This is a genomic window from Streptomyces sioyaensis, from assembly GCF_004122735.1.
Lineage (GTDB): Bacteria > Actinomycetota > Actinomycetes > Streptomycetales > Streptomycetaceae > Streptomyces > Streptomyces sioyaensis.
This window is the reverse complement of the sequence record NZ_SDIF01000016.1, coordinates 81,472-107,833: the sequence shown is the minus strand read 5'-3', so window position 1 is coordinate 107,833 and position 26,362 is coordinate 81,472. Positions and strand designations below refer to the sequence as shown.

The following is a 26,362-nucleotide window of genomic DNA, read 5'->3' as shown; positions in this document are numbered from 1 at the left end:
GGGGCGCATGGGGGGCGGCGCGGGGACGGGCGCGTGCCAGGGTGCGCCAGAGGGTGCTGCCCGGCTAGACCGCCATGCCGTAGACGATGGTGAACAGCGTCCCCAGGGAGCCGATGATGAAGACGCCGGTCAAGCCGGCCACGATCAGGCCCTTGCCCTGTTCGGCGCTGAAGGTGTCGCGCAGCGCGGTGGCGCCGATGCGCTGCTTGGCGGCACCCCAGATCGCGATGCCGAGGCACAGCAGGATCGCTACCGCCATGACCACTTCGATCATCACGCGGGCCTCGTTGCCCAGGCTTCCGAACGGCCCCCAGTCCGGGGCGATTCCGCCGATGATGGTGGTGATGTCGCCTTTTTCGGCCGCAATGAACATGTATGAACTCACCGCCCCTTGATGGGTAGTTGTGCGCCTGGCCGGCGCGGTACAGGTCAGCCTCCATCTTCGCTGACAAATGGGCCGTCAGCTGTCGACTTGGCGCCTTTCTTTGACGGATCCCGTGGGAGTGGCGTGTATGTGTGGGCGCACGCCGTCCATTGAACCGACTAGTCTCACTGTGTGTATCACGGGCGATAACCCTGAGCAATGATCATCGGAAGCGGCGGTGGCCGGTCCGGCGCGCCGCGGGGGCCCTGGTCCGTTCGGGTGGCGGACGCGGGCCCCGGATGCCGCGGCTACTTGGGTGCGTGCGACATGGCGAAGATCATGACGAACGCCACGAGGTGGATCGCGAACAGGAAATAGGCGACGCGCCACCACAGGTGACGGTTCAGCTGCTTCTGGTTGTTCGGGTCCACGGCTCTTGTCCTGTCTCGGGGCGCTCTGGTGCAGTGTCCCTCATCCGGCGGCGTTCCGGGCGCGTCCGTGAGCGGAATCGTGTCGCGGGTGACGTGCCCCCTGCCTCCCCTCGTGCCGCCCCCTGCGCCGTGTCGTGCACCGCCGTGCGGCAACTCACGCGGGCGGGCGCGCGGGTGCGGCCGGAAAAAGGCAGTGAACCGCGGCTGGATGAGGGAGGGTTGGGGGGTGCGGAAATTCTGGGTGGCCGGTGGGCTCGGGGCAGGGCTGATGCTCTGTCTGCTCGGGCTGCTTGTGATCGCTACGTACACGGTCGCGGCCGGGCTCGGCGGGGCCGGCGGGCGGGCCCTCGGGCTGGCGAAGGGCGCGGTGCCGGCCGCCTACCAGTCGCAGGTGCAGAAGTGGGGGACGCTCTGTTCGGCGATAAGTCCCGCGCTGCTGGCGGCGCAGCTCTACCAGGAGAGCGGATGGAACCCGAAGGCGCAGAGCGCGGCCGCCGCGCAGGGGCTGGCGCAGTTCATCCCGGGGACGTGGCAGACGCACGGCGTCGACGGCAACGGCGACGGCCGCAAGGACGTGTGGGACCCGCAGGACGCGATCGCGTCGGCGGCCTCGTACGACTGCGAGCTGGCGCGCTATGTGAAGGGCGCCCCGGGCGACGCCACGCGCAACATGCTCGCGGCGTACAACGCGGGTGCCTATCGGGTGATCCAGTACAACGGGGTGCCGCCGTACCGCGAGACCCAGAACTACGTGAAGACGATCACGACCCTGGCCAAGAGCTTCGAGGCGCAGACCGGCCCGGTGGCGCCGTCGCGGCAGGCCGCGGGGGCCATCTACTTCGCCCAGGAGAAGCTCGGTACGCGCTATCTGTGGGGCGGCACGGGAACGGCGGCCCAGGGGGGGCGGTTCGACTGCTCCGGGCTGACCCAGGCCGCGTACCACTCGGTGGGCATCGAGCTGCCACGGGTGGCGAACGACCAGTGGAACGCCGGACCGCATCCGAAGCGCGACGAGCTGCTCCCGGGCGACCTGGTGTTCTTCGCCAACAACCTGAACGACCCGCGGTCGATCCACCACGTGGGGATCTATGTGGGAGGCGGCTACATGATCAACGCGCCGTACACCGGGGCCGTGATCCGGTTCGACAAGATCGATTCGCCGGACTACATCGGTGCGACCCGCGTCACCTCGGATGGCGCAAAAGCGCTCCCCGGTACGAACGCTGCGTGAACATAGCGCCCTGAACTGCAGTGATGAATCAAGCTTCGATAACGTCCTGGTGATCATCCGGTAGAGAATGGAACGCCAGGGGCGGGCATCGCGTTTCCTTGGCGTGGGGACGTAGCAGAGCTCGCAGCAGCACCCGCTCGACGACCACGGGGGCAGGCAGCACACGAAGGCGCTCGCGCGCGCGAAAGATAAGGGGCCGCGGCAGATGGCTGGACTCGCACTCGAAGGGCCGAACCCCGACGTCGACGTGCTCGACGGCATCAACGGCCTGGCGAAGGATGCCCCCCACTGGGTCAACAAGGCGATGGAGTACATCGGTGAGTACGGCCTCATCGCCGCCCTCGCGGTGCTGTGCCTGGTCGCCTGGTGGTCCGCGCGCCGCAAGCCCGGTGCGCCGTCCGCCGTCGCGGGGCTGGTCTGGGCGCCGCTGGCCGCGGGCCTCGCGCTGCTGGCCAACATCCCGATCCGGGCGTTCGTCGAGCGGCCGCGGCCGTTCAAGGACCATGCCGGCCTGGAAGTGCTGATCCCCGGTAAGAGCGACTTCTCGTTCGTCAGCGATCACGCGACGCTCACCATGGCGGTCGGTGTCGGCCTGTTCGTCGCCCATCGCAAATACGGCCTGATCGGGATCGCGCTGGCGCTCGCCGAGGGCTTCTGCCGCGTCTACATGGGCGTGCACTACCCGACCGATGTGATCGGCGGTTTCGCCCTGGGCACCGCCGTCGCGCTGCTGCTCGCGCCGCTCGCGCAGGCGCTCCTGGTGCCGCTGATGACGGCGATCGGCAGGTCGAAGCTGGCGTGGCTGGTGCGGGCGCCGGGCGTCGAGGCCGCGGACGGGGACGGCGGTCCCGGCGAGGGCAGCCGGGTGGTGGCCGCCGGCTCGGGGATGGCGCCCGGCCACAAGGAGCGGGACAAGGATCTGGCGGCCTGACGACGGCCGCGGCCGGCGGAGCCTGCGGCCTGACGGCCCGTCGGCAGGGATGAGACCTGGCGGATGCGGACGGCCCGGACCCCTCGCGGGGGCCGGGCCGTCCGTGTGTCCGCCGGCGGTCTCAGAGCGCCTGCGGGAAGGTGCTGAACAGCCGCTGCGGGTCGTAGGTCCGCTTGACCTGCGTGAGCCGGGTGGTGGCGGCGCCGTAGTAGGCGGACTTCCAGTCGGTGAGGCCCGGGTCGGTGTAGTTCTGGTAGGCGGCGCCCGAGGAGTAGCGGCGCATCGCGTCGTGGAACGAATTCAGCCAGGCTGTCTGTTTGGTGGAGGAGCCATTGGCTCCCCACGACGTCAAGTACTGGGCGAGGAAGCGCGAGCCGCGGTGGACGAATGCGGTGTCGGTGCGGCCGACGCGGTTGATGGCGCCGCCCAGCGCCGTCATGGCCACGTTCCCGCCGACGCCGTTGCGGCCGCCGCGCTCGATCTGGTCCATCAGGGTGCGGATGCCGGCCGTCGACAGCGAGCGGTCGAAGAAGTGCGAGCGGGCGGCGTAGGTCTCCCGGCCCAGCTTGCCGGCGGCGGTGTGGCCGGGCAGCGAACCCGGCATGTGGCACTGTGCGGTGGACTTGGAGGAGCAGCCCGCGTACGACTCCATCGCGTCCAGGTAGCCGATCGGCGTGAGGTGGATGCTCGCGGCGGGGCCGGGACCGCCGGCCTGGTCGGCGAGCTTGTCGAGGGCGTTCTTCAGGTCGCCGTAGCTGCCCAGCGAGAAGGCCGCGACGGAGACGCCCGGGGTGCCGCCGGGGCGGGCGTCGAGATGGCAGGCGGACCATATCTCGTCGGCCTGCGTGGGGCCCCACTTCTGCCAGGACGCCACGACCTTCGCCGCCTTGGACCACGGCCAGGTCATGTAGGCCATCACCGAGCGGGGCGCCGGATGCGTACGGAAGCGGAGCTCGGTGACCACGCCGAAGTTGCCGTTGCCGGCGCCGCGCAGCGCCCAGAAGAGGTCGGCGTGTTGGTTCTTGTCGCAGTCGATGGTCTTGCCGTCGGCCGTGACGAGGGTGGCGCCGACGAGGCTGTCGCAGGTCAGGCCGTAGGCGCGGGAGGCCACGCCATGGCCGCCGCCGAGCGTGAGCCCGGATATGCCGACGGTGGGGCACGAGCCCCCGGGTATCGTCACGCCGTGCGCGCCCAGGCCCTCGTAGACGTCGATGAGCTTGGCGCCGGCGCCGATGCGGGTGATGCCGCCGGACGGTGCGCCGACCTTGGAGAGGGCGGAGACGTCGATGATGAGCTTGTTGGTGCCGCTGGACCAGCCCGCGTAGGAGTGGCCGCCGCTGCGGATGACGACCGGGGTCTCGTGCCGCCGGGCGAAGGAGAGGCACTCGGCGACGTCCGCCGGGTGCTTGACGTAGGCGATGGCCGACGGCTTCAGCGTGTCGTAGCGGGTGTTGTAGAGACGGCGGGCGGTCGCGTAGGCAGCGTCCGACGCCCGTATCAGCTTGCCGTCCAGGCTCTTGCCGAGCGCGGTCCAGGCGGCGTTGGAGGCCCGGCCGCCGGTGACGGCCGCATTGGCGTTTGCCGCACCCGTGCCGTTCGCGGCCCCCGTGACGGAAGCGGAGGAGGCCGCGCCCGCCGTGCCGGTCTTGGTGTCGCAGCCGGTGGCCAAGGCGACCGACGTGGCCGCCAGTCCGCCGCCGGCCTGCAGGAGTGTGCGCCGCTTCACTGGGATGGATCCCCCTCGATGTCGTACGGTCCTGCCCCGCCCGCCGAGGACCGGCAGAGATGCGGGGACTGTGCGGGGGAGACGGATCCGGGCGGTGCGGCGGCGCGCTGCCCCGCGTACCGCTGTGCCCGCTCCTGTCCTGCGCTGTCCGGTACAGGCCTGAAGTCCGTTACCGGCGCGGGGTTGTTGCCTCCCCTACTAGGCAGATGCCGTACGGGCGCGGGGGGTTCCCGGAACGGAGTTGCTCATTCCAGCGGGCCGTGCGGTGCGGTGCCCGCCTCGGCGTCGGCCACATGGCGCTCGGCGTCCGTACGCGCCTGTGAGCGGGCGCGACGGGCCGGCCCCCGCCAGCCACAGTCACAGCGGGCGCTGCAGAAGGACCCGCGTTCGGTGGTGGAGGTCGCATGGGGCGTTCGGTCGGGCACGCCGCCACGCTACGCCCCGTCCGCCGGTGCGTGACGAGCCCCCTTGACAGTCGTTGAACGGATCGGTCGGCGGAACGCCAGGTGCGGCGGTGGCGGAACGTCCGGCCCTCCCGAGCGGACCGGCCGGCCCAGGCCGTTCCCGAAGACAGCGGCCGAGGGGGCTCGTACGCGATGGTGGTGCAGGACAGGCGGGGCGGCGGCGCGGCCGTCGTGGCCCTGGCGTGCGGGACGGGGCTGGCGGTCGGGCTGCTGACGACGGGATGTTCCCCGGACGGTGCCGCGGCCGACGACCAGGAGCCGCCCGCCCGGGGCGCCGCCGCTGCCGCCGTGCAGGTCAGGGAGAGCGCCGACGCGCTGGTGCGGGCCCGCTCCGCCCAGGTCCGTACGTCCATGGAGACCGTCAGCGGCGGCACCCGCGTCGCCATCCGCGGCACCGGCGGCTACGACTTCGCCACCAGCACCGGCCGGCTGCGCGTCGTCCTGCCCGATCCGGCGGGCCGGGCCGACGGTGGCCATGAGCCGATCACCGAGATCCTCGCGCCCGGTGCGCTGTTCATGAAGAACCGCGGGGCCGGGGTGCCGGCCGACAAATGGGTACGGGTCGCCACCGCCTCGCTCGCCGACGGGAATCTGGTCACCGGCGGTGCGACCGATCCGCTGGCCGCCGCCGAACTCCTGCGTGGCGCACGGAATGTGACATATCAGGGCGAAGAGCGGCTGGACGGCGTCATGGTGCGGCACTATCGGGGAGTGACGGACATCCAGGCGGCCGCCCAGGTGGCGTCGCCGCGCAGTCGCTCCGCGCTGGTCGCCGCGGAGGAAGGATTCACCACCGACGAGGTGCCGTTCGACGTGTATCTGGACGGGGCCGGACGGCTGCGCAAGGTGCGCCAGTGGTTCCGCTTCGCCAACGGCGCGCCCCAGGGCGCGGCGGTGGTCTCCACCACGGAGCTGTCCGGCTTCGGCACCACGACCACGGTGCAGTTGCCGGACGAGCGCGACATCTATGCGGGGAAGATCGCTTCGGCCACGCCGTAGTGCGGTTGCGGCGACGGGCCATATGACGGGGGCGCATGCGGAATGGCGGAAATGGTCCATCCGTGCCATGCGCGGAGCGTGTGCCGCTCTTTACGCTGACGGTAACCACCGGAGGCGTGGGAAGGCGCTCGAAGGAGGAGGTGTTGTACGTGGCCGGACAGCGCCCTACGACGGTCCAGGACCACATCGCCCTCGTCGAGATCGACCTGACCGGTGAGTTGATGATCGCGGCCGCGGCCGCGAGCGAGGATCGGCTCAGCCCGGACCGTATCGACGAGGTGCTGGAAGTCGACGGGGAGAGCGGCGGGCGCGGGCGTCCGGTGCCCCCGGCGCCTTAGACCCTGCCCCATCAGACCCTGCCCCATCGGACAGGCCCCGGCCGCGCCCCAGAGCCGGCCGGCTCAGGTGCGCAGCATCCGCTCGATCGCCTTGGTCGCTTCCTGGACCTTGGCGTCGATGGCCTCGGGACCCTTGACGGCCGCGTCGGCGACGCAGTGCCGCAGATGTTCCTCCAGGAGCTGGAGGCCGAAGGACTGCAGGCCCTTGGTGCTCGCCGAGACCTGGGTGAGTATGTCGATGCAGTACACATCCTCTTCGAGCATCCGCTGCAGTCCGCGGATCTGCCCCTCGATCCTGCGCAGTCGCTTGATGTGTGCGTCCTTCTGCTGTGCGTAGCCGTGAGGTCCGCCTGCGGGAGAAGTCTCTGCGTTATCGGTCACGGTTTGAGCGTCGCCTCGGTGGTCGGAGTCCGGCTGCGGGGTGGCGCGGGCGGCGGTGGGTGCGGTGCCGCCGTTGGTGTCGGCGTCCATGGTCGTCATGGCCGTCTCCCCTGATATCTAGGCGTCCGTATACCCCTGGTGGGTATATGGTACCGAACTTTGCGGGCACGTGTGGTACCCCGTGCAGAGCATGCTGTTCGATGGGCGACACTGAAGGAATGCCGGTTAGCAGTGGCTGGATGATGCGCCTAGCATCAACCCGACCGAATCCGATGCACCCCGAGGATTTCACGTGCGCTTTCGTCTGACCCCCAGGGAGACGAGCTTCTATGACATGTTCGCCGCCTCCGCGGACAACATCGTCACGGGCTCCAAGCTCCTGATGGAACTGCTCGGGGCGGACGCCTCGGCCCGGGCAGAGATCGCCGAGCGGATGCGGGCGGCGGAGCATGCGGGAGATGACGCCACCCACGCGATCTTCCACCAGCTGAACTCCTCGTTCATCACGCCGTTCGACCGCGAGGACATCTACAACCTCGCCTCGTCGCTCGACGACATCATGGACTTCATGGAAGAGGCGGTCGACCTGGTCGTCCTCTACAAGGTCGAGGAGCTCCCCAAGGGCATCGACCAGCAGATCGAGGTGCTGGCGCGGGCGGCCGAGCTGACCGCCGAGGCGATGCCGAATCTGCGCACCATGTCGAACCTCACCGAGTACTGGATCGAGGTCAACCGCCTGGAGAACCAGGCCGACCAGATCCACCGCAAGCTGCTGGCACACCTCTTCAACGGCAAGTACGACGCCATCGAGGTGCTCAAGCTCAAGCAGATCGTGGACATCCTGGAAGAGGCGGCGGACGCGTTCGAGCACGTCGCCAACACGGTCGAGACCATCGCGGTCAAGGAGTCCTGAGCGCTTCCCATGGACACCTTCGCGCTCGTCGTGACCATTGCGGTCGCGCTCGGTTTCACGTACACCAACGGCTTCCATGACTCCGCCAACGCCATTGCGACCTCGGTCTCGACGCGGGCGCTGACCCCGCGGGCGGCGCTGGCGATGGCCGCCGTGATGAACCTCGCCGGCGCCTTCCTGGGCAGCGGGGTCGCCAAGACGGTCAGCGAGGGGCTGATCGCCACTCCCCACGGCAGCAAGGGGATGGGCATCCTCTTCGCCGCGCTGCTCGGTGCGGTGGTCTGGAACCTCGTCACCTGGTACTTCGGCCTGCCGTCGTCGTCCTCGCACGCCCTCTTCGGCGGCATGGTCGGTGCCGCGCTGGCCGGTGGCACCACCGTGATCTGGTCCGGGGTGGTCGAGAAGGTCGTCCTGCCGATGTTCATCTCGCCGGTCGTCGGCCTGGTGCTCGGCTATCTGGTGATGGTCCTGATCCTGTGGGTCTTCCGGAAGGCGAACCCGCACAAGGCCAAGCGCGGCTTCCGCATAGCCCAGACGGTGTCCGCGGCAGGCATGGCGCTCGGCCACGGTCTGCAGGACGCCCAGAAGACCATGGGTGTGGTCGTGATGGCCCTGGTCATCGCCGACGCGGAGGAGCCCAACGCGGCGATTCCGATATGGGTCAAGCTGGCCTGTGCGCTCACCCTCTCACTCGGTACGTACGCGGGCGGCTGGCGCATCATGCGCACCCTGGGCCGGCGGATCATCGAGCTGGACCCGCCGCAGGGCTTCGCCGCGGAGACCACGGCCGCCTCGGTCATGTACACCGCGTCGTTCATGTTCCAGGCCCCGATCTCCACGACCCATGTGATCACCTCCGCGATCATGGGTGTGGGCTCGACCAAGCGCCCGCGCGCGGTGCGCTGGGGCGTCGCCAAGAACATCGTGATGGGCTGGTTCATCACGATGCCGGCCGCGGCCCTGGTCGGGGCGTTCGCGTACTGGCTCGTGGCGCTGGCCTTCGGCTGACGGACCTGCTCGGACACAGCAATGGGCCCGCCCCCTGGAAGAGGGGCGGGCCCTTCGTCTTGCGGTGGCACCGCCATGCAGCACCGCAGGACGCTGGTGGGGGCGGCCCCGGCCGGTTGCGGCCGGGGCGCGCTCGCGGCTCAGCCGAAGCGGCCGGAGATGTAGTCCTCCGTGGCCTGGACCGACGGGTTGGAGAAGATCCGCTCGGTCTCGTCGATCTCGATCAGCTTGCCGGGCTGGCCGACCGCGGCGAGGTTGAAGAACGCGGTGCGGTCCGAGACGCGCGCGGCCTGCTGCATGTTGTGCGTCACGATGACGATCGTGAAGCGCTCCTTCAGCTCGCCGATCAGGTCCTCGATGGCGAGGGTGGAGATCGGGTCGAGCGCCGAGCACGGCTCGTCCATCAGCAGGACCTGGGGCTCGACCGCGATGGCGCGGGCGATGCACAGCCGCTGCTGCTGGCCGCCGGACAGCCCCGAACCGGGCTTGTTCAGCCGGTCCTTGACCTCGTTCCAGAGGTTGGCGCCCTTGAGGGACCGCTCGACGATGTCCTTGAGCTCGCTCTTCTTGTACGAGCCGTTCAGCCGCAGACCGGCCGCCACATTGTCGAAGATCGACATCGTGGGGAACGGGTTGGGGCGCTGGAAGACCATGCCGATGGTGCGGCGGACGGCGACCGGGTCGACCCCGGAGCCGTAGAGGTTCTCGTCGTCCAGCATCACCTTGCCCTCGACCCGGCCGCTGGGGGTGACCTCGTGCATCCGGTTCAGGGTGCGCAGGAAGGTCGACTTGCCGCAGCCGGACGGGCCGATGAAGGCCGTCACGGAGCGCGGCTCGACGGTCATCGAGATGTCGTCGATGGCCTTGTGGCTGCCGTAGTACGCGGAGAGGCCGCTGACGTCTATTCGCTTGGCCATGGAAATCACTGCTTCTTTCTGTGGACGCGGTCAGCGGCCGGTTTTGGGGGCCTTCCAGCGGGCGATGCCGCGGGCCACCAGGTTGAGAATCATGACGAACGCGATGAGGACCAGGGCTGCGGCCCAGGCGCGGTCGTAGGACGCGTCGGAACCCTGCTGCCACTGCTGGAACACGTAGAGCGGCAGCGACTGCTGGGCATCCTGGAAGGGGTTGTTGTTGATCGTCTTCGCCCCCCAGACCAGGAGCAGCACGGGCGCCGTCTCACCGGTGATACGGGCGATGGCGAGCATCACGCCGGTGGTGATACCGCCGATCGACGTCGGCAGCACGACCTTGAGGATGGTGCGCCACTTCGGCACGCCCAGGGCCAGGGACGCCTCGCGCAGCTCGTTCGGGACGAGCTTGAGCATCTCCTCGGTGGAGCGGACGACGACCGGCATCATCAGGATCGCCAGCGCCATCGCGCCGGCGAAGCCGGACGGGCCGAAGCCGAGGATCAGGATCCACACGGAGAGGATGAACAGGCCGGCCACGATCGAGGGGATGCCGGTCATCACGTCCACGAAGAAGGTGACCACCCGGGCGAGCTTGCCGCGGCCGTATTCGACGAGGTAGATCGCGGTGAGCAGACCGAGCGGCGCGGCGATCAGGGTGGCCAGGCCGACCTGCTCCAGGGTGCCGATGATCGCGTGGTAGATGCCGCCGCCGGGGAGTGCGTCCGGGGTGGTGCCCATCGAGTGGGACAGGAAGTAGCCGTCCAGCACCTTGGTGCCGCGGGCGACGGTCTCCCACAGCAGGGAGGCCAGCGGGACGACGGCGATCAGGAAGGCGAGCCAGACCAGGCTGGTGGCCAGCCGGTCCTTGGCCTGCCGGGCGCCCTCGACGCCCGCGGCCAGCGCGAACGTGCCCAGGACGAAGACCGCACCGGCGATCAGGGCGCACTGGACCGTGCTGTCCAGGCCGGCGGCCTGTCCGATGCCGTAGCCCGCGCCGGCCGCCACCAGGGCGAACACCGGCGGGGTCCAGCGCGGCAGCCGGGGCTGCTTGAGGGAGACGGGGAGCGGGCTGCCGCCGTCGGAGACCGCGCGGCGGTCGGTCATGAGACTCATGCTGCGGCTCCCGAGTACTCCTTGCGGCGGGCGATGATCAGGCGGGCCGCGCCGTTGACGAGCAGCGTGATCACGAAGAGGACGAGCCCGGAGGCGATCAACGCGTCCTGGCCGAACTGGTCGGCCTCGCTGAACTTGCTGGCGATGTTCTGGGCGAACGTGCCGCCGCCCGGGTCCAGCAGGCTGGTGTTGATGAGGAAGCTGGGCGAGAGGACCGTGGCGACGGCCATCGTCTCGCCGAGCGCGCGGCCCAGGCCGAGCATGGAGGCGCTGATGATTCCGGAGCGGCCGAAGGGGAGCACCGACATCCGGATGACTTCCCAGCGGGTGGCGCCGAGCGCCAGCGCGGCCTCCTCGTGCATCTTCGGGACCTGCAGGAAGACCTCACGGCTCACGCTGGTGACGATCGGCAGGATCATGATCGCGAGCAGGATGCCCACGGTGAACAGCGAACGGGCCGCCCCGCCGCTGTAGCTGAAGATGCCGGTCCAGCCGAGGTAGTCGTCGAGCCAGCTGTAGAGGCCGCTCAGATGCGGGACGAGGAACAGCGCGCCCCACAGGCCGTAGATGATGCTGGGCACCGCGGCGAGCAGGTCGATGACGTAGCCGAGCGGCGAGGACAGCTTGCGCGGCGCGTAGTGCGAGATGAACAGCGCGATGCCGACCGCGACCGGCACCGCGATCAGCATCGCGATCAGCGAGCTGACGAGGGTGCCGAAGGCGAGGACGGCGATGCCGAACTTCGGATCCGTCCCGGTGGCGTTCCAGTCCAGCGTGGTGAAGAAGTTGGCCTTGTCGCCGGAGATGGCGAGCACTGAGCGGTAGGTCAGGAAGACCGCGATGGCGGCCATGATCGCCAGCAGGGCGATACCGGAGCCCCGGGAGAGCCCGAGGAAGATCCGGTCGCCGGGGCGGACCGCTTTGCCGGAGACCGCGGAGCGGTCGTGTGGTGGCAAGGGCGGTATATCGGTCGTGGAGGAGGTATTCATGGATTCTCCGGTCTGCTGAGCCGGTGAGGGCTCTTGGCGCGGCGGTGCACCGGACGGGCGGCGGCCCAAAGGGGCCCTGGTGAGGGGCCCCTTGGGTGGTACGGCGGTCAACGGGCCGCCGCCCGGTGGGTCAGGAGAGCTTGGCGACGGTCGCGCGGACCTTGTCGGCGATCTCGGTGGGCAGCGGGGCGTAGCCGAGCGCCTTGAGCGAGGCCTGGCCGTCCTTGCTGGAGACGTAGGTCAGGAAGGACTTGGTGGCGGGCAGGGTCTCGGCCTTGTTGCCCTTGTCGCAGGCGATCTCGTACGTCACCAGGGTGATCGGGTAGGCGCCCTCGGCCTTGGTGGTGTAGTTGAGCTTCAGGGCCAGGTCGTCGCCCTTACCGACCTGCGTGGCCTCGGAGATGGCCTTCGAGGCGTTGTCGACGGTGGCGTCGACCGGCTCCTTGGCGCCGGTGTTCAGCTTGGCCGTGGGGATCTTGCCGGCCGTCGCGTACGACAGCTCGAAGTAGGAGATCGCGCCGCTGGTCTGCTTGACCTGCGAGGAGACGCCGGCCGAGCCCGAGGCCGCCTGGCCGCCGGTGCCTTCCCACTTCTTCGCCGGCTCGTGCTTCCAGTCACCCGGGGCGGCGCCCTTGAGGTACTTGGTGAAGTTGTCGGTGGTGCCCGAGTCGTCGGAGCGGTGGAACGCCTGGACCTTGAGGTCCGGGAGCTTGGCGCTCGGGTTCAGCTTCTTGATCGCCGGGTCGTTCCACTTGGTGATCTTCGAGTCGAAGATCTTCGCCAGGGTCGGGGCGTCCAGCACGAGGTTGTCGACGCCGGGGACGTTGTAGCCGACCGCGATCGGGCCGCCGACCATCGGCAGGTCGATGGCCTGGCCGCCCTTGCAGACCTTCTTGGACTTGGCGACCTCTTCGGGCTTGAGGGCCGAGTCGGAGCCCGCGAAGGCGGTCTGGCCCTGCAGGAAGGTGGTGACGCCGGCGCCGGAGCCGGTCGGCTGGTAGTTGATTTCGGTGCCCTTGCAGGCACCCGAGTACGCCTGCACCCAGACGTCCATGGCGTTCTTCTGCGCGGACGAGCCGGACGCCAGAAGCTTGCCCTTGCCGTCACACTTGATGTTCGACGTCTTGGCGGCGCCGGCGCTACCGCCGCCGGAGGTGTCGTCCGAGCCGCACGCGGTCAGGGCCAGAGCACCGGAGACGGCGAGAGCGCCAACGGCGAGGGCGCGAACCCGGTTCTTGCGCTGAAGCTTCACTGTCGAGAGTTCCTTCCTGGGGCGCGCCGCTTCGTCGGCGAGCGTTTTGGGTGGTGTGTGATGACTGCCGCGTTCACGGCGGAAGCCGGCCGCGCTGCGCTTGTGCCGTGGGGGACGCGCACTCGGTAAGGCTGAAATTAGGTAGATCAGGTAAAGCGGCCGATGGAGGAGAGTGAACGCACGGTGAACCTCGGCCATCGGCTGGGTGCGGGCCGATAAGTGCCGTTCGAGGGGTACGAAACGGCACGTCACCCTGTTGAATTACCGGCCGGTATGGCAGCATCCGCGCCTGAGACGGCGCGAATTGGTGCGGTACGACCGGAGGTGGCTGGTGGGGAGTCAGGGGGCGCGGCGGGACGTTCAGGGCGTGCAGGATATTCGGGGCAGATGGGGCATACGGGGTGGCCGGGTGATGGCATGCACCGCCGTCGTCCTGTGCGCGACGGGGCTGCTCGGCGGTACGGCCACGGCCGCCGGCGCCGATGACCCGAAGAACCCGTCCGCGGACCCGGCGCAGACCGCGGACGCCGATGCCCGCCACCTCGACGACGTACGCAAGAAGATCGACGCGCTCTACCGCAAGGCCGAGCAGGCCACCGACGCCTATAACGCCGCCAAGGAGCAGGTCGACGTCCAGCAGAAGCAAATCGTCCAGCTGGCGCGCACCATCGACACCACCCAGCACAAGCTGGCCGCCCTCAAGCGGCAGGCGGGCGCGCTGGCCAGTGCCCAGTACCGCGGCGGCGGGCTGCCCGCCGAGGCGAAACTGGTGCTCAATGCCGACCCGGAACGCTTTCTCGACAACGCCACCCTGGCCCGTAAGGGACAGCTCGCCGCAAAACGAGTGATCAGCCAACTGGCGCATCTCAAAGGCGACTTGCAGCGGTATTCAGCCTCCGCCACGGACCGCTGGGAGAAGCTGGAGGCGAACCGCAAGAAGAAGGAAAGCGCCCAGCGGGACATCAAGAAACAGATCGACGCGGCAAAGGAACTGGAATCCCGGCTGGCCGCCAAGGAAAAGGACCGGCTGAAGAAGCTGGAGGACGAGCAGGCCTTCAAGCAGCAGCAGAAGTGGCTCGACTCGGGCGTTCTCAAGGAGATCAGCAACAAAGCGTCGGCCGAGGGCAAGAAGGCGATTTCGTACGCCACCGCGCAGATCGGCAAGGACTACGTGTGGGGCGCGGAGGGACCGGACACCTTCGACTGCTCCGGGCTGACCCTGCGGTCCTGGCAGGCCGCCGGCCGGACGATTCCGCGGACCTCACAGGAGCAGTGGCGGCAGCTGCCCCGGGTCGCCCTGAAGGACATGCGGCCGGGCGATCTGATTATTTATTTCTCCGATGCCAGCCATGTCGGGATGTATCTCGGTGACGGCGCGGTTGTGCATGCGCCGCGTCCCGGCCGGCAGGTCACGATCACCGGCGCCGGTTCGATGCCGATCCTCGGCGTCGTCCGCCCCGATGGTGACGCCGGCCACGATGGCGCGGCTCACACCGGCGATAACTGACCTGATTGTTTTGCTCTCCGAGGGTTGCCGCCGCGTCGCTGAATGCACTCAAGCGGGGTGATGTTCGTCATTCCGCATTCAGCCCTCTCCAGGTCAAATGGCTGATCGATCGCGGCATATGACGATGGCCGATTGCTGTCGGGCATTCCATCCCACTCCGTACTGACGCTATGGTCGCCTGTCAGTGCCCGTCAGCGTCCCGCTCAATTGACCGACGAGTGGTGGGAGCCGGGCACGGTGGAGCGCCGGTCGGCGTCCCACTGCACCCCTCGGGGGGAGGGAAGGAAGCAGACCGATGCCCGTACCCGTACCGCACCAGCGGACGGTCGTGCTGCCGCACCAGGCAGGACCGGTGGATGACGCCTGCGCGGATACCGCGCGGGTCGCCGACGCACCGGGCGCGGGGGACGCGACGGCCCAGCGCGTGAGCGCCCCCGCCGCGGGCCAGGAGGCGGCCCACTCGGCCGTACAGGGCTTCCTTGAGCCCACTCAGCCGCTGCCGGCCGAACAGCGACTTTCGGCCGACCATGGACCCGCCCCCCAGGGCCTGACCCTGCTCCTCATCGGCGAGGACCCCAACAGCCATGTCCCCGACATGTGGGACTGGGCGGGCCGCAAGGTGCGCCTGCGTACCGCCCGAAACCTCACCGAGGCCGAGCGGCTGCTCACCGACGATGTGCACTGCATCCTGCTCGACCTGCCCCCGCGGGCGCCCGAGGGCCGCGCGGCACGTGACGCCGGTCACGGCGCCCGGGATGACGAACTGGGCGTCCTGCGCGACGTCCTGCGCCTGGCGCCGTCGCACGCCGTCCTGGTGCTCACCTACGAGACGGACGCCGAGCGCGCCGCCGACGCCGTACGCGTCGGCGCCCAGGACTACCTTTTCCGGGACGAACTGGACGGCGCGGTGCTCAGCCGTGCGGTCCGCTACGCCGTCGAACGCAAACGCGCCGACCTCGCCCAGCGCCAGCTCACCGAGTCGCGGATGCTCGCGCAGGAGAACGCCCGGCTGGAGCGGGGCCTGCTGCCCACGCCCCTGCTCGACGGCTCCGATCTGCGCTTCGCCGCCTGCTACCGCCCCGGCCGCAGCCGCGCCCTGCTCGGCGGCGACTTCTACGACACCGTGCGCACCCCGGACGGCGCCGTCCACGCGATGATCGGCGATGTCTGCGGCCACGGGCCCGACGAGGCCGCGCTCGGCGTCGAGCTGCGGATCGCCTGGCGCGCGCTGACCTTCGCCGGCCTGTCCGGTGACGAACTGCTCGCCACCCTCCAGAAGGTGCTGGAGCACGAGCGCGCCGACGACGAGATCTTCGCGACGCTGTGCACCGTCGACATCTCCGCCGACGGCCGCCGCGCCGGGCTGTGCCTGGCCGGCCACCCCGCACCGCTGCTCGCCAAGGCCGGCGAGAGCCCGCAGCTGCTGCCCTACGAATTCGGCGGCCCGGCGCTCGGCCTGCTGCCGAACGCCCGCTGGCCGCGCCGGCAGGTCGAACTGGGCGGCTCCTGGAGCCTGATGATGTACACCGACGGGCTGATCGAGGGCCGGATCGGCGTCGGCAATCAGCGTCTCGGCCAGGAAGGCATGACCGAACTGGTCAGCCGCCAGATGGCGGCCGGCCTCAGCGGCGAGGAACTGCTGGACGCCTCGGTCAGGGAAGTACGCGATCTCAACGGCGGCGAGCTGACGGACGATGTGGCCGTGCTGCTGCTGGACCGGCGCTGACACGGCCGCGGGTGAAGCGGCCGGGGGCGCAGGCCGAGGGGCCGGGGGCTGCCGCGCGTGAAGCGGCACTGAAGGGGTCGAGGGCGAACGGGCCGCGAGTGAAGCGGCTCAGGCCCTCCGGGGCCTCGCGGGCCGGGCTCAGCGCCCGCCGTTGAAGGGCCCGTACGGCCCGTCCGAGCTGGAGCCCCCGCGGCGCGGGCCGCTGCCGCCACCGGAGACCTCCCGGAGCGCGGGCCGGACGTCGACCGTGTAGACGATCACCGCGATCACGCCGATGATCGGCAGGAACGACATGATCGGGAGAATGAACAGCAGCGCCGTGGCAAGGGCGAGGAAGATCAGCCACATGCCCTTGGTCTGCTTGCTCGCGGCGCGGTAGGCGTCCTCGCGGCGCACGGCGGCATCGATCAGCATCACGGCGGCGTAGACGCCCAGGGCGAGTTGCACCCAGCTCAGAAGGCTCTGGAACCCGTAAATCAGCACGCCATCCACCGCCCGTTCGCCGTTCGTCTTCGTCGGTCCGTTCTCGGCCGTCTGCGGCCCGTGCCGCCCCACGGTACCCGCACAACGGGCCGGGCACCTGAAGGGTGCCCGGCCCGACCCCGGAAACGGGGCCCTCACGGAAGCGTGAGGGACGTCACATCGCGCTCACTTCGCGGACGGCGGGGTGCTCTTCTTCGTCTGCGCCGGCGCCGGCTTGCGCTGCGCGACGGGCTTCTTCGGCGACGCGGGCTTGGGCTGGGCCGCGGGGGTGGCCTTGGTCTGCGCCTTGGCCCCGTTCGCGGTCTGGGGCTTCGGGGCGCTCTTGGTCGCCGGCTTCGGCTCCGGCTCGATCGCCACCGCGAGGTCCTCGACCTGGTCGGCGGCCTCGCCGCGCCAGGTCGCCACCGCGCCACGGCCGCGCTCGGCCAGCTCCTCGTAGCCCTCGCGGGCCCGCACGACGGCCTCGGCCGCCCGGCCCACGCCCTGCAGCGCCAGCTCCTGCGCCTGGTCGCGGACCTTCTTGATGTCGCCGTCCAGCGAGCCCAGCAGCTCGGAGAGCTTCTCCTGGGCGTCCTTGGCCTGCTTGCTGACCAGGGCCTGGACGTCCTTGGGGTCGGTGCTGCGCACGGAGTCGAAGCGCTTGGGGGCCTCGGACCGGAGCTTCTCGACGAGCTGCGGCACCTCGCCGAGCTTCTCGGCGGCCAGGTCGACGGTGCCGGCCAGGGCGTACAGCGGGGTGGCGTCGGTCAGGGTCTTGCGGAGGTCATCGGAGATGGCCATGACGTTCTTCCTCCTGGAAACGGAATCGGTTGCTCAGGTGGCGTGCGGGCCGCCGTCGGCCTCTGTGTCGAGGGTGTCCGTGCCGCGCCCGTTCTCGTGCCCGCTCGCAGTGCCGTCCTTGCCGCCGCTCCCGAGGCCGTTCTCCTTGCGGAAGGACTCGTAGATCTGCAGCAGGACCTGCTTCTGTCTCTCGTTCAGCGCCGGGTCGGTGAGTATCGCGGTCTGCACCTCGACCCCGTCCAGACCGTGCCGCTCGTCCAGAATCCCGGCCTGGACGTACAGCGTCTCCGCGGATATCCGCAGCGCCTTGGCCAGCTGCTGCAGAATCTCCGCGCTCGGCTTGCGCAAGCCGCGCTCGATCTGGCTGAGGTACGGGTTGGACACCCCGGCGGCATCCGCGAGCTGCCGCAGACTCAGCTGCGCCGTGCGCCGCTGCTCCCGCAGGAACTCGCCGAGGTTGCCGACGTTGAGTGATGCCATACCCCGATGGTGCCTCCCAGTGCTAACTTTTGCAAGCAAGCGCTAGCAAAAGTGGTCTGGTGGGGTGAGGGGGCGTGGACAGGGGGGTCGGCTTCAGCCGTCGTGACCTGCGGTTCGGCGCTGCTCGGCGCGCTGGGCGAGCGCGTCGAGGATGCGTTGCCAGGCCGGGGATGCCTCGGAGATCCGGGAAGAGATCAGCCGCAGGGACCCTGTCCGCTTGCTGTCCCGTTCGTGTGCGATCTCCCATGCGTCCAGGTCGTCGATGAGCCGGTCCAGGCGTGGATCGTGCGGATCCCAGTCGACCGATTGATCACAGGCGAGGTACAGGCGCGTCGTCTCGGGGTCGTCGAAGGCCGCGTGCTTGTCCCGTATCCGCTGCGGCATGGCGTGCGGGTCCAGCGCCTGCATCAGGATCCACGCGTCGCGTTCGAGTCGTACCCGCAGTTCGCTGATCCCGAGACTGCGCATCCGGTCCAGGATGGCGACCACATCGGGGGGCAGGACAAGCCGTTCGCCGCCGGCCAGTTCGGCGATCCTGCGGCGGTATGCGGTGAGCTGGTCGATCTTACGCTGCAATGCGGCGTCGATATCGGTGACAGCCGCGGCGAATTCGGCCGGTTGTGCATGCAGCAGCGCGTCGATACGGGCCAGCGGCACCCCGGCATCGGCGAGGGTTCTGATCCGGATGAGATCCACCGCAGCTTGCGCGCTGTAGCGGCGGTAGCCGGAGGCGTCGCGGTCGGGCTCGGGCAACAGGCCGATGTGGTGGTAATGGCGAACGGTGCGCACGGTCACGCCGGCGGTTGCCGCGAGCTGGCCGATCGTGAGCACCGTCCCCCTCGGGTCTTCGTGCAACGTGGTCGCGCCGAGTCTAATGAGGGGCGGGATCGGCCGACTCAGGGGTGAGCTCGGTCGACTTGGGGGCGAGCTCGGTCGATGACGTCGCGGATCGCCTGGACCACGGCATCGGGGCGGTCGAAGCAGAGCCGGTGGTGGACGGTGTCGGAGAGGATGCGTTGTTCCCCGTGCGAGACCGCGCTCACCAGGGCCGCGTCCATTCTCGTGTGGCCGGCATGCATCTCTTGCAGCGTCCGCTCCGACGTCAGCGCCTGCTGGGCCGGGTCGGTGCCGACCACGGTGAGGGCAACCACCGGGACGTCGGGAATGTTCGGGCCGGCCCGCAGTTCGGTGGCGAGGGCGGCCAACTTGGTGCGCTCGGCGATGCCGACATGGGTCCATGCGTCGCTCGCCTTGGCATCGATCAGCGCCTGCCGTATGTGCTCCGGGTAGTCCGCGAGCAACTCGGCGCTCATCTCACGCAGGGCCGGGCGCATCCGTTCCAGCTGCTCCCGATCAGGTGCCATCCGCTCGACCGCGGCCAGGCCCGCCGCGGGCGGCATGAAGTCGTCCCAGTCGCGGTGGAAGGCATCCAGCCAGACCAGCCCGGCCACGTCCTGCGGGTACAGCTGCGCGAACCGATGCGCGGAGAAGCCGCCGAGGGAGTGCGCCACCAGCAGGTAGGGGGCGGCGATGTGCTGGGCGCGCAGCAGCTCGCGCAGTTCCGTGGCGACCGCGGCGGCGGTGCGCGGCAGCGGGAGGGGATCGCTGTAGCCGGTGCCGCCGCGGTCGTACACCACGGCGGTGGTGAACTGCGAAACCCCCTGCTGCACACCGAAATAGTCCAGGCCGACCGCGCCGGCGCCCGGCAGGAACACCACGGCCGGTCCGCCGCTGCCCGACCGATGTACGAAAACGCGGCGGCCGTCGATCTCCTGGAACCCTCCGATCGGCGGCGCGAGCCGAGGGAAGGAAGTGCTGTTGTTCGTCATGCGACCAGGCTCCAACCCTGACGCAGGGTCAGGGTCAAGGGTCAGGGGCACCCCCTTCCTGTCGCCGTACCCGAAACAGACGCATGAGAGGGGGAGTGGGGCATGAACGAGGTCATGGCGTGGGGTGAGGGGCGGGCGGTTGCCTCGTCCTGTGCGGGGGCGGGGCGGTCCCGATGATGACCGTGGCGTAGAGCTCGTCGGAGGCGGTCACGCGAGGGAGGAGCCCGTTGCGGGTGAAGGCTTCGACGGCCTGTGGCGCCTGTCGTTCGCTCGTCTCGACCAGTAGGTGCCCTCCTGGCGCCAGCCACTGCGGCGCGGCCGCGGTCACCCGGCGCAGGACGTCCAGCCCGTCCGCCCCGCCGTCCAGCGCGACCCGCGGCTCGTGCTCGCGGGCTTCGGGCGGCAGCAGCCCGACCTCTTGGGTCGGTACGTAGGGGACGTTGGCCACCAGGACATCGATACGGCCCCGGAGGCCGGCGGGCAGTGCCTCGAAGAGATCGCCCTCGTAGACCTCGCCCCCGGCGGTCGTGACGTTGCGGCGGGCACAGCGCACGGCGGCGGGCTCGATGTCCGCGGCGTACAGCTCGACCCGGTCCAGTGCGGCGGCCAGCGCGGCGCCCACCGCACCGGATCCGCAGCACAGGTCGACGACGACCGTGGGCCGTCCGGTGCGGGCGGCGGTCCGGCGGCCGAGGCCGATGGCCTGGCCCACGAGGAATTCGGTGCGGCGCCGCGGCACGAAGACGCCGGGGTCGACGGTGACCCGCAGGCCGTGGAACTCCGCCCAGCCGACGACGTGTTCCAGGGGAAGGCCGCGGACGCGGCGTTCCACCATGGCGGCGAGTGCGTCCGCCGTATGTGCGGTGGAGATCAGCAACTCCGCCTCGTCCTCGGCGAATACGCAGCCGGCGGCGCGCAGTGTGGCGATGACGGTGGCGCGGGAGAGCGGCGGGGAGGGGCGCGGGGAGAGTCGCGGATGGAGGGGTGACGTGCCGTCCGGGCGGTGCGGCGGCGGTTCGGACAGCACGTGGGGGGACGGCATATGGGGTGGGGACGGCATACGAGGTGACGACATGTGGGCCTTTCGGGGCGCCGAGGGCGCATCCCGGGTCACGTGTGTCGGGTGGTCACCTGCATCGGGTGGACCTGAGGGGCGTGAGCCGGGAGCGCCTGCCTGGTCTGGCGGGGAATCGGTCTCACCTCCTCGTTCGGTCCACTACTGAGGGGGCAACATTACCTGACCTGGGGTGCGGGGCACAGGTGGGTGGCGTGTGGCGGGCGGTTCCGGGCGTCGGGTTCGGCCCGTCGCTTCTCGGGCGTCCTCGATGCCGGTCACGGGGGGCAGCGAGTCGTTCGGCCGAGTTGGTCTTCACGCGGTCCGACCTCAGTGCGCGGGCGAGAGGGCGGAGAGCCGGCTCGGCGGCGGCTCCGACGGCACCCGTCGACCGGACGCGAAGTCATCGACCCGAAAGTACTTGCCATATTGGAAAGTACTTGTCACTCTGGAGTCGGAAGTCGAGTTCACAGGCGGCCGGTTGGGGCTCGTCGCGGCTCTTCGCGGGAACGACGTGTGCGAAGCGTTGAAGAAGCGTGGAAACGGGGCGCGGGATTCCGGGGGTGACCCAGCGAAGCCCGGAGAAACCGGCGGCAATGGACGCAGTGAAAGCAGCAAGCAGGGGGATGACATGGCGGAGTACGCCTCGAAGGACGCGATGGCCGCGCTGGCCCGTGCGCAGGAGCTGCGCTCGACCGTGCGGGACGGCACGAAGTGGTACGCCTGGTACCAGGTGATCTTCGGCGGCGCGGCGGCGGTCATGGTGCTCAGCATCGGGCTGATCAGCAGGCCCTATGGAGTGGCCATCGGCTGCGGCATGTGGGTCGCCGTCATCAGCGGGCTGTCCGTCTACGCCGCCCGGCAGCGCGTTGCCCGGTTGGGTTTCCAGCGGCGGCATGCGAGTTTGATCATCGTGGGAGGGCTGCTCTACGGAGGGGTGCTGAGCGCCGGCCTCATCTGGTTCCCCGGCGTCGTGGCGTGGTGGGTGCCCGGGGCGCTGCTGGTCGCCCTTCCCGGGTTGATAGGCGGCTACTTGGAGACCCGGCAGTGAACACCTCGCAGTCCGGCATACATCCGCGTCACGGACTCGACGAGGTGATCCACGCACCCGTCCGGTTCTCCATCGTGGCGACCCTGGCGGCCGCCGACAAAGCCGAGTTCGGTTTCGTCCGTGACACCGTCGAGGTGAGCGACTCGGTCCTTTCGCGGCAGGTCGCCACCTTGGAGAAGGCCGGTTATGTCGCCGTCACCAAGGGGTACGTCGGCAAGCGCCCACGCACCTGGCTCGCCCTCACGCCCGACGGCCGTGCTGTCTTCGCCGCCCATTGCCAGGCCCTGCGGGCGATAGCGGATACGGCGGCCGACCGCTGACGCGTGGACGGGCGTCCGGCGACGGGCGGGCTTCAGCCGAGGGGCGGACGTCTCGGTGACGAGCCGTCGTCGGGCTGTCGTGATGCTTGGTTGACTTGGAGCGCCCTCCAACTCATAGCGTTCGAGACGGGATTCCGGCACCGGGTCTACGGCAGACGGCCGCCGGTGGGGAGTCGCTGCCGTCAGCTGGTAGGTGGCTGCCGACAGCCGACAGCCGACAGCCGACAGCCGACAGCCGACAGCCGACAGCCGACAGCCGACAGCCGACAGCCGACAGCCTGCAGATGGCTCGGGCTCGGGCTCGGGCGGGGCGGGTGGCTCCGTTGTCGCAGTCCGGGCCAGGGCTCAGTGTTCAGGGGCTGCCGGTCCGGGATCCAGATCCGTCCGTCGTACGCCACGTCCAGGAGGCAACAGCATCATGACCACGACGAGCATTCCGACCCGTCACCTCGGTGAGCTCGCGGTTTCCGCGCAGGGGCTCGGGTGCATGGGGATGAGCCACGGGTACGGCGCGTCGGACGACGCGCAGTCGATCGCGACCATCAACCGGGCCCTGGACCTCGGCGTCACCCTGCTGGACACCTCCGACTTCTACGGGGCGGGCCACAACGAGGAGTTGATCGGCCGGGCCGTGGCCGGCCGGCGGGACGAGGCGGTGCTGGCGACGAAGTTCGGGTTCGCCAACCGGCTCGGCGAGCCGACGGCGATCCGGGGCGACGCCGCCTATGTGCGGGAGGCCTGTGACGCGTCCCTGCGCCGGCTCGGGGTCGACCACATCGACCTCTACTACCAGCACCGCGTCGACCCGAACGTGCCGATCGAGGAGACCGTCGGTGCGATGGCCGAGCTCGTCGCGGCCGGCAAGGTGCGGCACCTCGGGCTGTCCGAGGCGAGTGCCGCGACCATCCGACGGGCGCATGCGGTGCACCCGATCGCCGCGCTGCAGAGCGAATGGTCGCTGTGGACCCGCGATCTGGAGCACGAGATCGCGCCGGTGTGCCATGAACTCGGCATCGGCCTGGTGCCGTTCTCGCCGCTCGGCCGCGGCTTTCTGACCGGGCGCTACACCTCGGTGAAGGGGCTGCCGGAGTCCGATATGCGCCGCAGCCAGCCGCGCTTCGCCGACGGCAACCTGGAGCAGAACCTGGCCATCGTGGAGAAGCTCGACGAGATCGCCGCCGAGAAGGGCGTCAGCGCCGGGCAGCTCGCCCTGGCCTGGGTGCAGCACCGCGGAAGCGATGTGGTGCCGATCCCCGGCACCCGTCGGCAGAAGTATCTGGAGGAGAACCTCGGCGCGCTCGCCATCGAGCTGACCGCCGAGGAACTCGCCGCAATCGACGCCGCGGCCCCCGCCGGCCGGATAGCCGGGACGCGGTACGACGAGGCCAGCATGGCGTTCGTCGAGGGATGAGGCACCGGTCGGCGGCTCGGTGGTGCGGGGGTGCGGAGGCCTCCGGGCCCCGGGCCCCGGAGGCTAGGCGTCCCGGGGCTCCGGCGGCCCGGGGCCTGGTTGTCCGGTGGCCCCGTGGCCCGGCTACTCCGGTGACATGACCTCCTACTCCGGTGACATGACCTCGTAGAGGTTGCCGGAGTCATCGAGGAAGGAAGAACAGGCCGCGGGCACACCGCGGATGGTCGGTGGGGGCATGGCCATCACGCGCTCCCGGGGCTCGCGTCGAGGGTGCCGTGCAGAAGGACGGAGATCAGTTCTTCGGGGGTGAGCGGGGCGTCGTCGCCCTCCGCGGCCGGAGACTGCAGCCTGGTGAAGAGCAGGCCGAGGAACGCGGAGGCGACCTTCTCGGGGCTCAGGCGGAACGCGGTGCGGTCGGGTGCGAGCAGCTCGATGATGCCGTGGCGCAGGGCGGCGACGGACCGTGCCCGGGCGTCCGGCGGCGGGCCGTCACCGGCGTCCCGCGCCGCTGGGCCGGCCGCGCGGCCGCGGAGGTGGCCGGAGGCGTGCAGGGCGCCGATGACGGTCCCCATCCGCTCCATGTGGGCGCGCAGCGCCTCGGCGGCTTCGGTCAGCCGGGTGGCGAGCGGCTCGTCCAGGGAGATCGAGGCGAGCTCGCGCAGCACATGGTCCGGGCCCACGGCCTCGGCGACACAGGCGTCCAGCACCTCCTCCTTGTCCTTGAACGCGCGGAAGATCGTGGCCTCGCCGATACCGGCGGCGCGGGCGATCTGGCTGGTGGTGACGGTCGCGCCGTACTCCGCCACGAGCGGCAGCGCGGCGGCCACGATCATGGCTCGGCGCTGCTCGACGCTCATGCCGGGGGCGCGTCGGCGTGAGGGTGATGAGTTTGGGGTCATGCGGTCCACAGTACGGAGTGAGTACTCACTCCGTCAATGGTGCGCGCGCATCCGCCTCCGCTGCCGGTGCGCGCCTCCGCCCCTGCTGCCTAGACTTTTTTCAGCGCGGAGAGCCGGTGCCGAGGGCAGCCGTTCCTGGGCCGTCGGCCGAACGGAAGGACGGCGCGCCATGGACTGGAAGCTCGAACTGGTGCCGATTCCGGTCGCCGACGTGGAACGGTCGAAGCGCTTCTACAGCGAGCAGATGGGCTTTGTCGTCGATCACGACATGTGCGTCGGCGGCGACGTCCGCATCGTGCAGCTGACGCCGCCGGGGTCGGGCTGCTCGATCGTCATCGGCGAGGGCGCCGATGACCCGGAGGTGAAGCCCGGTGCGGTGCACGGGCTGCAGCTGGTGGTGCCCGATATCGCCGCGGCCCGTGCGGAGTTGGCCGAGCGGGGGGTGGCGGTCGGCCCCGTACAGCATGTCGAGAACGGGGCGATGGTCGACGGTCCCGGCGGCGCGTGGAACTCGTTCGTCTACTTCAGCGACCCGGACGGCAACGGCTGGGCGCTCCAGGAGCGCCCCTCTGTGGGGTGAGAACTCGCCAAGAGGGGTGGGGAGTTGGGTTCCCGGCGGAAGGGGCGGAGGTGAGGGCGGGGGTCCCTAGGATCGGCGGATGGCGACGAATCAGGAAGAGACGGCGACGGACCGGGAAGAGACGGCGGCAGACCGGAAAGAGACGGCGACGGACCCGGAAGGGTTTCTGCGGGCCTTTCATGACGCGCACCCCGCGGTGACCGTGCAGGCCATGGCGCACGGGCGGGCCGAGGACGGCCGGTCCAGTTACGAGATCCTGCGGGACCGGGTGTCGGCATGCGACCGGGTGCTGGATCTCGGCTGCGGTGACGGGCTGCTGCTCGAACTCCTCGCCGAGCGGGACGGGGGTGCCCGGCGGGAGCTCGCCGGGCTCGATCTGTCCGCCGAGGAGCTGGCGCTGGCGAGCCGCCGGCCGGGCGTCGACCGGGCCGACCTCCGTAGGGGACGGGCGCAACAACTGCCTTTCCAGGACGGTCGGTTCGATGGCTGTGTGTCCCATATGGCGCTGATGCTGATGGGCGAGGCGGACCGGGTGGCGGCGGAGCTGGCGCGGGTGCTGGAGCCCGGCGGCACGCTGGCCGTCGTCCTGGGCGGCGGGGCGGCCGGCGGTGAGGCGTGCGAGCTGTTTCTGCGGCTGGCGAAGCCGGTGTTCCTGGCGGCGCCCGCGGAACAGCGGATTCCGCGGCTCGGGGACCCGCGGCTGCGGACCCGCGAGGGCTTCGACGCGGTGTTCCGCCCGGCCGGATTCGGCCCGGTGGAGTGGGAGACCGTACGTGTCGATCTGACCGGCCCGCCCGACCGGATCTGGGGCACCGTGAGCACGTTCTACGACCTCGGGCCGCTCGATGCCTCGGTCACGGCGGATCTGCGGGCCCGCTTCGAGGCGGAGTCGGCGGCGATGGCGCTGCCGGACGGGCGCATTCCGTGCGCGATGCGCATGCATGTCGCGACGGCGGTGCGCTGAAGAATTCGGCCGTGCGCGATGCGTATGGATGTCGGGAGGGCGGTGCGCCGACTTCGGGCACGTTCGACCGGCAGCTTCCTGCCGAAGACGGCCGGCCGGGCGTTGCGGTGGGAGACGAGACGAAGACCTCCGGGGTGGTGGAGTCCTGGTCGGCTCCGCCACGCCGGAGGTCTTCGTCATGGATCACACCGAGCGGGGTGTGGACAGCGGGGTGTGGACAACGC

The 26,362-nt window shown here is 70.1% G+C and carries 29 protein-coding genes; 13 read left to right on the top strand and 16 right to left on the bottom strand.

Translation table 11 applies throughout. The features are described 5' to 3' along the window. Positions 1 to 64: 64 nt before the first annotated feature. Both EST54_RS08675 and EST54_RS35845 read right to left on the bottom strand, forming a co-directional pair. On the bottom strand, positions 65 to 373 hold the full coding sequence (locus EST54_RS08675; RefSeq protein WP_006603970.1) for a hypothetical protein: 309 nt from the start codon (positions 371 to 373) through the stop codon (positions 65 to 67). Between the two features lie 299 nt (positions 374 to 672). Further along, positions 673 to 795, bottom strand: coding sequence for a hypothetical protein (locus tag EST54_RS35845; RefSeq protein ID WP_275416122.1), 123 nt, complete (start codon positions 793 to 795; stop codon positions 673 to 675). A gap of 226 nt (positions 796 to 1,021) precedes the next feature. Here EST54_RS35845 and EST54_RS08670 point away from each other — a divergent pair, with 226 nt between their 5' ends. Both EST54_RS08670 and EST54_RS08665 read left to right on the top strand, forming a co-directional pair. After that, positions 1,022 to 2,026, top strand: coding sequence for a C40 family peptidase (locus EST54_RS08670; RefSeq protein WP_129246690.1), 1,005 nt, complete (start codon positions 1,022 to 1,024; stop codon positions 2,024 to 2,026). A 205-nt stretch (positions 2,027 to 2,231) separates the two neighbouring features. After that, positions 2,232 to 2,957: a phosphatase PAP2 family protein gene (locus EST54_RS08665; protein WP_129246688.1), complete on the top strand. Its 726-nt coding sequence runs from the start codon at positions 2,232 to 2,234 to the stop codon at positions 2,955 to 2,957. 121 nt (positions 2,958 to 3,078) lie between these two features. On the opposite strand, the gene EST54_RS08660 is transcribed toward EST54_RS08665, so the two are convergent. Both EST54_RS08660 and EST54_RS08655 read right to left on the bottom strand, forming a co-directional pair. Beyond that, positions 3,079 to 4,683 (bottom strand): FAD-binding oxidoreductase, encoded by a 1,605-nt coding sequence (locus EST54_RS08660; RefSeq protein ID WP_129246686.1) that lies wholly within the window; start codon positions 4,681 to 4,683, stop codon positions 3,079 to 3,081. Between the two features lie 245 nt (positions 4,684 to 4,928). Then, positions 4,929 to 5,108, bottom strand: a complete 180-nt coding sequence (locus tag EST54_RS08655) for a hypothetical protein (RefSeq protein ID WP_129246684.1) — start codon at positions 5,106 to 5,108, stop codon at positions 4,929 to 4,931. Between the two features lie 171 nt (positions 5,109 to 5,279). Here EST54_RS08655 and EST54_RS08650 point away from each other — a divergent pair, with 171 nt between their 5' ends. Both EST54_RS08650 and EST54_RS08645 read left to right on the top strand, forming a co-directional pair. Then, entirely contained in the window at positions 5,280 to 6,146 is an 867-nt protein-coding gene (locus tag EST54_RS08650) for a hypothetical protein (RefSeq protein ID WP_129246682.1), read from the top strand. A 140-nt stretch (positions 6,147 to 6,286) separates the two neighbouring features. Further along, a complete protein-coding gene (locus tag EST54_RS08645) occupies positions 6,287 to 6,484 on the top strand; it encodes a hypothetical protein (RefSeq protein ID WP_372448258.1) in 198 nt (65 codons plus the stop codon). A 63-nt stretch (positions 6,485 to 6,547) separates the two neighbouring features. Here the strand turns inward: EST54_RS08645 and EST54_RS08640 are convergent, their stop codons facing one another. Continuing rightward, positions 6,548 to 6,964 (bottom strand): metal-sensitive transcriptional regulator, encoded by a 417-nt coding sequence (locus tag EST54_RS08640; protein WP_129246678.1) that lies wholly within the window; start codon positions 6,962 to 6,964, stop codon positions 6,548 to 6,550. Positions 6,965 to 7,157: 193 nt separating this feature from the next. Here EST54_RS08640 and EST54_RS08635 point away from each other — a divergent pair, with 193 nt between their 5' ends. Then, on the top strand, positions 7,158 to 7,778 hold the full coding sequence (locus EST54_RS08635; RefSeq protein ID WP_129246676.1) for a DUF47 domain-containing protein: 621 nt from the start codon (positions 7,158 to 7,160) through the stop codon (positions 7,776 to 7,778). A 9-nt stretch (positions 7,779 to 7,787) separates the two neighbouring features. Further along, entirely contained in the window at positions 7,788 to 8,786 is a 999-nt protein-coding gene (locus tag EST54_RS08630) for an inorganic phosphate transporter (protein ID WP_129246674.1), read from the top strand. Between the two features lie 140 nt (positions 8,787 to 8,926). Here the strand turns inward: EST54_RS08630 and pstB are convergent, their stop codons facing one another. The 4 genes from pstB to pstS all read right to left on the bottom strand — a co-directional run bounded on the left by pstB (position 8,927) and on the right by pstS (position 13,054). Then, positions 8,927 to 9,703, bottom strand: a complete 777-nt coding sequence (pstB, locus tag EST54_RS08625) for a phosphate ABC transporter ATP-binding protein PstB (RefSeq protein ID WP_129246672.1) — start codon at positions 9,701 to 9,703, stop codon at positions 8,927 to 8,929. A gap of 30 nt (positions 9,704 to 9,733) precedes the next feature. Beyond that, positions 9,734 to 10,804: a phosphate ABC transporter permease PstA gene (gene pstA, locus EST54_RS08620; RefSeq protein WP_372448257.1), complete on the bottom strand. Its 1,071-nt coding sequence runs from the start codon at positions 10,802 to 10,804 to the stop codon at positions 9,734 to 9,736. 5 nt (positions 10,805 to 10,809) lie between these two features. Further along, positions 10,810 to 11,802 (bottom strand): phosphate ABC transporter permease subunit PstC, encoded by a 993-nt coding sequence (pstC, locus tag EST54_RS08615; protein WP_129246668.1) that lies wholly within the window; start codon positions 11,800 to 11,802, stop codon positions 10,810 to 10,812. Between the two features lie 130 nt (positions 11,803 to 11,932). Next, positions 11,933 to 13,054: a phosphate ABC transporter substrate-binding protein PstS gene (gene pstS / locus EST54_RS08610; protein WP_129246666.1), complete on the bottom strand. Its 1,122-nt coding sequence runs from the start codon at positions 13,052 to 13,054 to the stop codon at positions 11,933 to 11,935. 412 nt (positions 13,055 to 13,466) lie between these two features. Here pstS and EST54_RS08605 point away from each other — a divergent pair, with 412 nt between their 5' ends. Next, positions 13,467 to 14,561: a C40 family peptidase gene (locus EST54_RS08605; RefSeq protein WP_129246664.1), complete on the top strand. Its 1,095-nt coding sequence runs from the start codon at positions 13,467 to 13,469 to the stop codon at positions 14,559 to 14,561. 295 nt (positions 14,562 to 14,856) lie between these two features. Continuing rightward, positions 14,857 to 16,287 carry a PP2C family protein-serine/threonine phosphatase gene (locus tag EST54_RS08600; protein WP_129246662.1) on the top strand — a complete coding sequence of 477 codons (1,431 nt, stop codon included), beginning with the start codon at positions 14,857 to 14,859 and terminating at the stop codon, positions 16,285 to 16,287. 138 nt (positions 16,288 to 16,425) lie between these two features. On the opposite strand, the gene EST54_RS08595 is transcribed toward EST54_RS08600, so the two are convergent. The 6 genes from EST54_RS08595 to EST54_RS08570 all read right to left on the bottom strand — a co-directional run bounded on the left by EST54_RS08595 (position 16,426) and on the right by EST54_RS08570 (position 20,901). Further along, positions 16,426 to 16,770, bottom strand: a complete 345-nt coding sequence (locus tag EST54_RS08595) for a DUF2516 family protein (RefSeq protein ID WP_174857415.1) — start codon at positions 16,768 to 16,770, stop codon at positions 16,426 to 16,428. A 165-nt stretch (positions 16,771 to 16,935) separates the two neighbouring features. Then, a complete protein-coding gene (locus tag EST54_RS08590; protein ID WP_129246657.1) occupies positions 16,936 to 17,550 on the bottom strand; it encodes a hypothetical protein in 615 nt (204 codons plus the stop codon). 33 nt (positions 17,551 to 17,583) lie between these two features. Then, positions 17,584 to 18,030 carry a helix-turn-helix domain-containing protein gene (locus tag EST54_RS08585; RefSeq protein WP_129246655.1) on the bottom strand — a complete coding sequence of 149 codons (447 nt, stop codon included), beginning with the start codon at positions 18,028 to 18,030 and terminating at the stop codon, positions 17,584 to 17,586. A 93-nt stretch (positions 18,031 to 18,123) separates the two neighbouring features. After that, positions 18,124 to 18,861: a MerR family transcriptional regulator gene (locus tag EST54_RS08580; RefSeq protein WP_129246653.1), complete on the bottom strand. Its 738-nt coding sequence runs from the start codon at positions 18,859 to 18,861 to the stop codon at positions 18,124 to 18,126. A 65-nt stretch (positions 18,862 to 18,926) separates the two neighbouring features. Then, positions 18,927 to 19,859, bottom strand: coding sequence for an alpha/beta fold hydrolase (locus EST54_RS08575; protein WP_129246651.1), 933 nt, complete (start codon positions 19,857 to 19,859; stop codon positions 18,927 to 18,929). Positions 19,860 to 19,971: 112 nt separating this feature from the next. After that, entirely contained in the window at positions 19,972 to 20,901 is a 930-nt protein-coding gene (locus EST54_RS08570) for a putative protein N(5)-glutamine methyltransferase (RefSeq protein WP_129246649.1), read from the bottom strand. Positions 20,902 to 21,544: 643 nt separating this feature from the next. Between EST54_RS08570 and EST54_RS08565 the strand changes: the two genes are divergently transcribed. The 3 genes from EST54_RS08565 to EST54_RS08550 all read left to right on the top strand — a co-directional run bounded on the left by EST54_RS08565 (position 21,545) and on the right by EST54_RS08550 (position 23,695). Next, positions 21,545 to 21,964 (top strand): hypothetical protein, encoded by a 420-nt coding sequence (locus EST54_RS08565; protein WP_129246648.1) that lies wholly within the window; start codon positions 21,545 to 21,547, stop codon positions 21,962 to 21,964. Then, a complete protein-coding gene (locus tag EST54_RS08560) occupies positions 21,961 to 22,284 on the top strand; it encodes a winged helix-turn-helix domain-containing protein (RefSeq protein ID WP_129246646.1) in 324 nt (107 codons plus the stop codon). Before EST54_RS08565 ends, EST54_RS08560 begins: the two co-directional genes overlap by 4 nt. A 418-nt stretch (positions 22,285 to 22,702) precedes the next feature. Then, positions 22,703 to 23,695 carry an aldo/keto reductase gene (locus EST54_RS08550; protein ID WP_129246643.1) on the top strand — a complete coding sequence of 331 codons (993 nt, stop codon included), beginning with the start codon at positions 22,703 to 22,705 and terminating at the stop codon, positions 23,693 to 23,695. Positions 23,696 to 23,937: 242 nt separating this feature from the next. Here the strand turns inward: EST54_RS08550 and EST54_RS08545 are convergent, their stop codons facing one another. Next, positions 23,938 to 24,528 (bottom strand): TetR/AcrR family transcriptional regulator, encoded by a 591-nt coding sequence (locus EST54_RS08545; RefSeq protein WP_129246713.1) that lies wholly within the window; start codon positions 24,526 to 24,528, stop codon positions 23,938 to 23,940. Positions 24,529 to 24,763: 235 nt separating this feature from the next. On the opposite strand from EST54_RS08545, the gene EST54_RS08540 reads away from it, so the two are divergent. Together EST54_RS08540 and EST54_RS08535 are read left to right on the top strand one after the other, a co-directional pair. Further along, positions 24,764 to 25,174, top strand: a complete 411-nt coding sequence (locus EST54_RS08540) for a VOC family protein (protein WP_129246641.1) — start codon at positions 24,764 to 24,766, stop codon at positions 25,172 to 25,174. A 79-nt stretch (positions 25,175 to 25,253) separates the two neighbouring features. Beyond that, positions 25,254 to 26,138, top strand: coding sequence for a class I SAM-dependent methyltransferase (locus EST54_RS08535; RefSeq protein ID WP_239013136.1), 885 nt, complete (start codon positions 25,254 to 25,256; stop codon positions 26,136 to 26,138). The last annotated feature ends 224 nt before the right edge of the window (positions 26,139 to 26,362 follow it).

What these genes read in the sequence shown, in the direction of transcription:
- EST54_RS08675 (WP_006603970.1), bottom strand. Translation starts at nt 373, where the DNA reads ATGTTCATTGCGGCCGAAAAAGGCGACATCACCACCATCATCGGCGGA.
- EST54_RS08665 (WP_129246688.1), top strand. Translation starts at nt 2,232, where the DNA reads ATGGCTGGACTCGCACTCGAAGGGCCGAACCCCGACGTCGACGTGCTC.
- EST54_RS08650 (WP_129246682.1), top strand. Translation starts at nt 5,280, where the DNA reads ATGGTGGTGCAGGACAGGCGGGGCGGCGGCGCGGCCGTCGTGGCCCTG.
- EST54_RS08640 (WP_129246678.1), bottom strand. Translation starts at nt 6,964, where the DNA reads ATGACGACCATGGACGCCGACACCAACGGCGGCACCGCACCCACCGCC.
- EST54_RS08630 (WP_129246674.1), top strand. Translation starts at nt 7,788, where the DNA reads ATGGACACCTTCGCGCTCGTCGTGACCATTGCGGTCGCGCTCGGTTTC.
- pstB (WP_129246672.1), bottom strand. Translation starts at nt 9,703, where the DNA reads ATGGCCAAGCGAATAGACGTCAGCGGCCTCTCCGCGTACTACGGCAGC.
- pstA (WP_372448257.1), bottom strand. Translation starts at nt 10,804, where the DNA reads ATGACCGACCGCCGCGCGGTCTCCGACGGCGGCAGCCCGCTCCCCGTC.
- pstC (WP_129246668.1), bottom strand. Translation starts at nt 11,802, where the DNA reads ATGAATACCTCCTCCACGACCGATATACCGCCCTTGCCACCACACGAC.
- EST54_RS08605 (WP_129246664.1), top strand. Translation starts at nt 13,467, where the DNA reads ATGGCATGCACCGCCGTCGTCCTGTGCGCGACGGGGCTGCTCGGCGGT.
- EST54_RS08600 (WP_129246662.1), top strand. Translation starts at nt 14,857, where the DNA reads ATGCCCGTACCCGTACCGCACCAGCGGACGGTCGTGCTGCCGCACCAG.
- EST54_RS08590 (WP_129246657.1), bottom strand. Translation starts at nt 17,550, where the DNA reads ATGGCCATCTCCGATGACCTCCGCAAGACCCTGACCGACGCCACCCCG.
- EST54_RS08585 (WP_129246655.1), bottom strand. Translation starts at nt 18,030, where the DNA reads ATGGCATCACTCAACGTCGGCAACCTCGGCGAGTTCCTGCGGGAGCAG.
- EST54_RS08575 (WP_129246651.1), bottom strand. Translation starts at nt 19,859, where the DNA reads ATGACGAACAACAGCACTTCCTTCCCTCGGCTCGCGCCGCCGATCGGA.
- EST54_RS08570 (WP_129246649.1), bottom strand. Translation starts at nt 20,901, where the DNA reads ATGCCGTCCCCCCACGTGCTGTCCGAACCGCCGCCGCACCGCCCGGAC.
- EST54_RS08565 (WP_129246648.1), top strand. Translation starts at nt 21,545, where the DNA reads ATGGCGGAGTACGCCTCGAAGGACGCGATGGCCGCGCTGGCCCGTGCG.
- EST54_RS08550 (WP_129246643.1), top strand. Translation starts at nt 22,703, where the DNA reads ATGACCACGACGAGCATTCCGACCCGTCACCTCGGTGAGCTCGCGGTT.
- EST54_RS08545 (WP_129246713.1), bottom strand. Translation starts at nt 24,528, where the DNA reads ATGATCGTGGCCGCCGCGCTGCCGCTCGTGGCGGAGTACGGCGCGACC.
- EST54_RS08540 (WP_129246641.1), top strand. Translation starts at nt 24,764, where the DNA reads ATGGACTGGAAGCTCGAACTGGTGCCGATTCCGGTCGCCGACGTGGAA.
- EST54_RS08535 (WP_239013136.1), top strand. Translation starts at nt 25,254, where the DNA reads ATGGCGACGAATCAGGAAGAGACGGCGACGGACCGGGAAGAGACGGCG.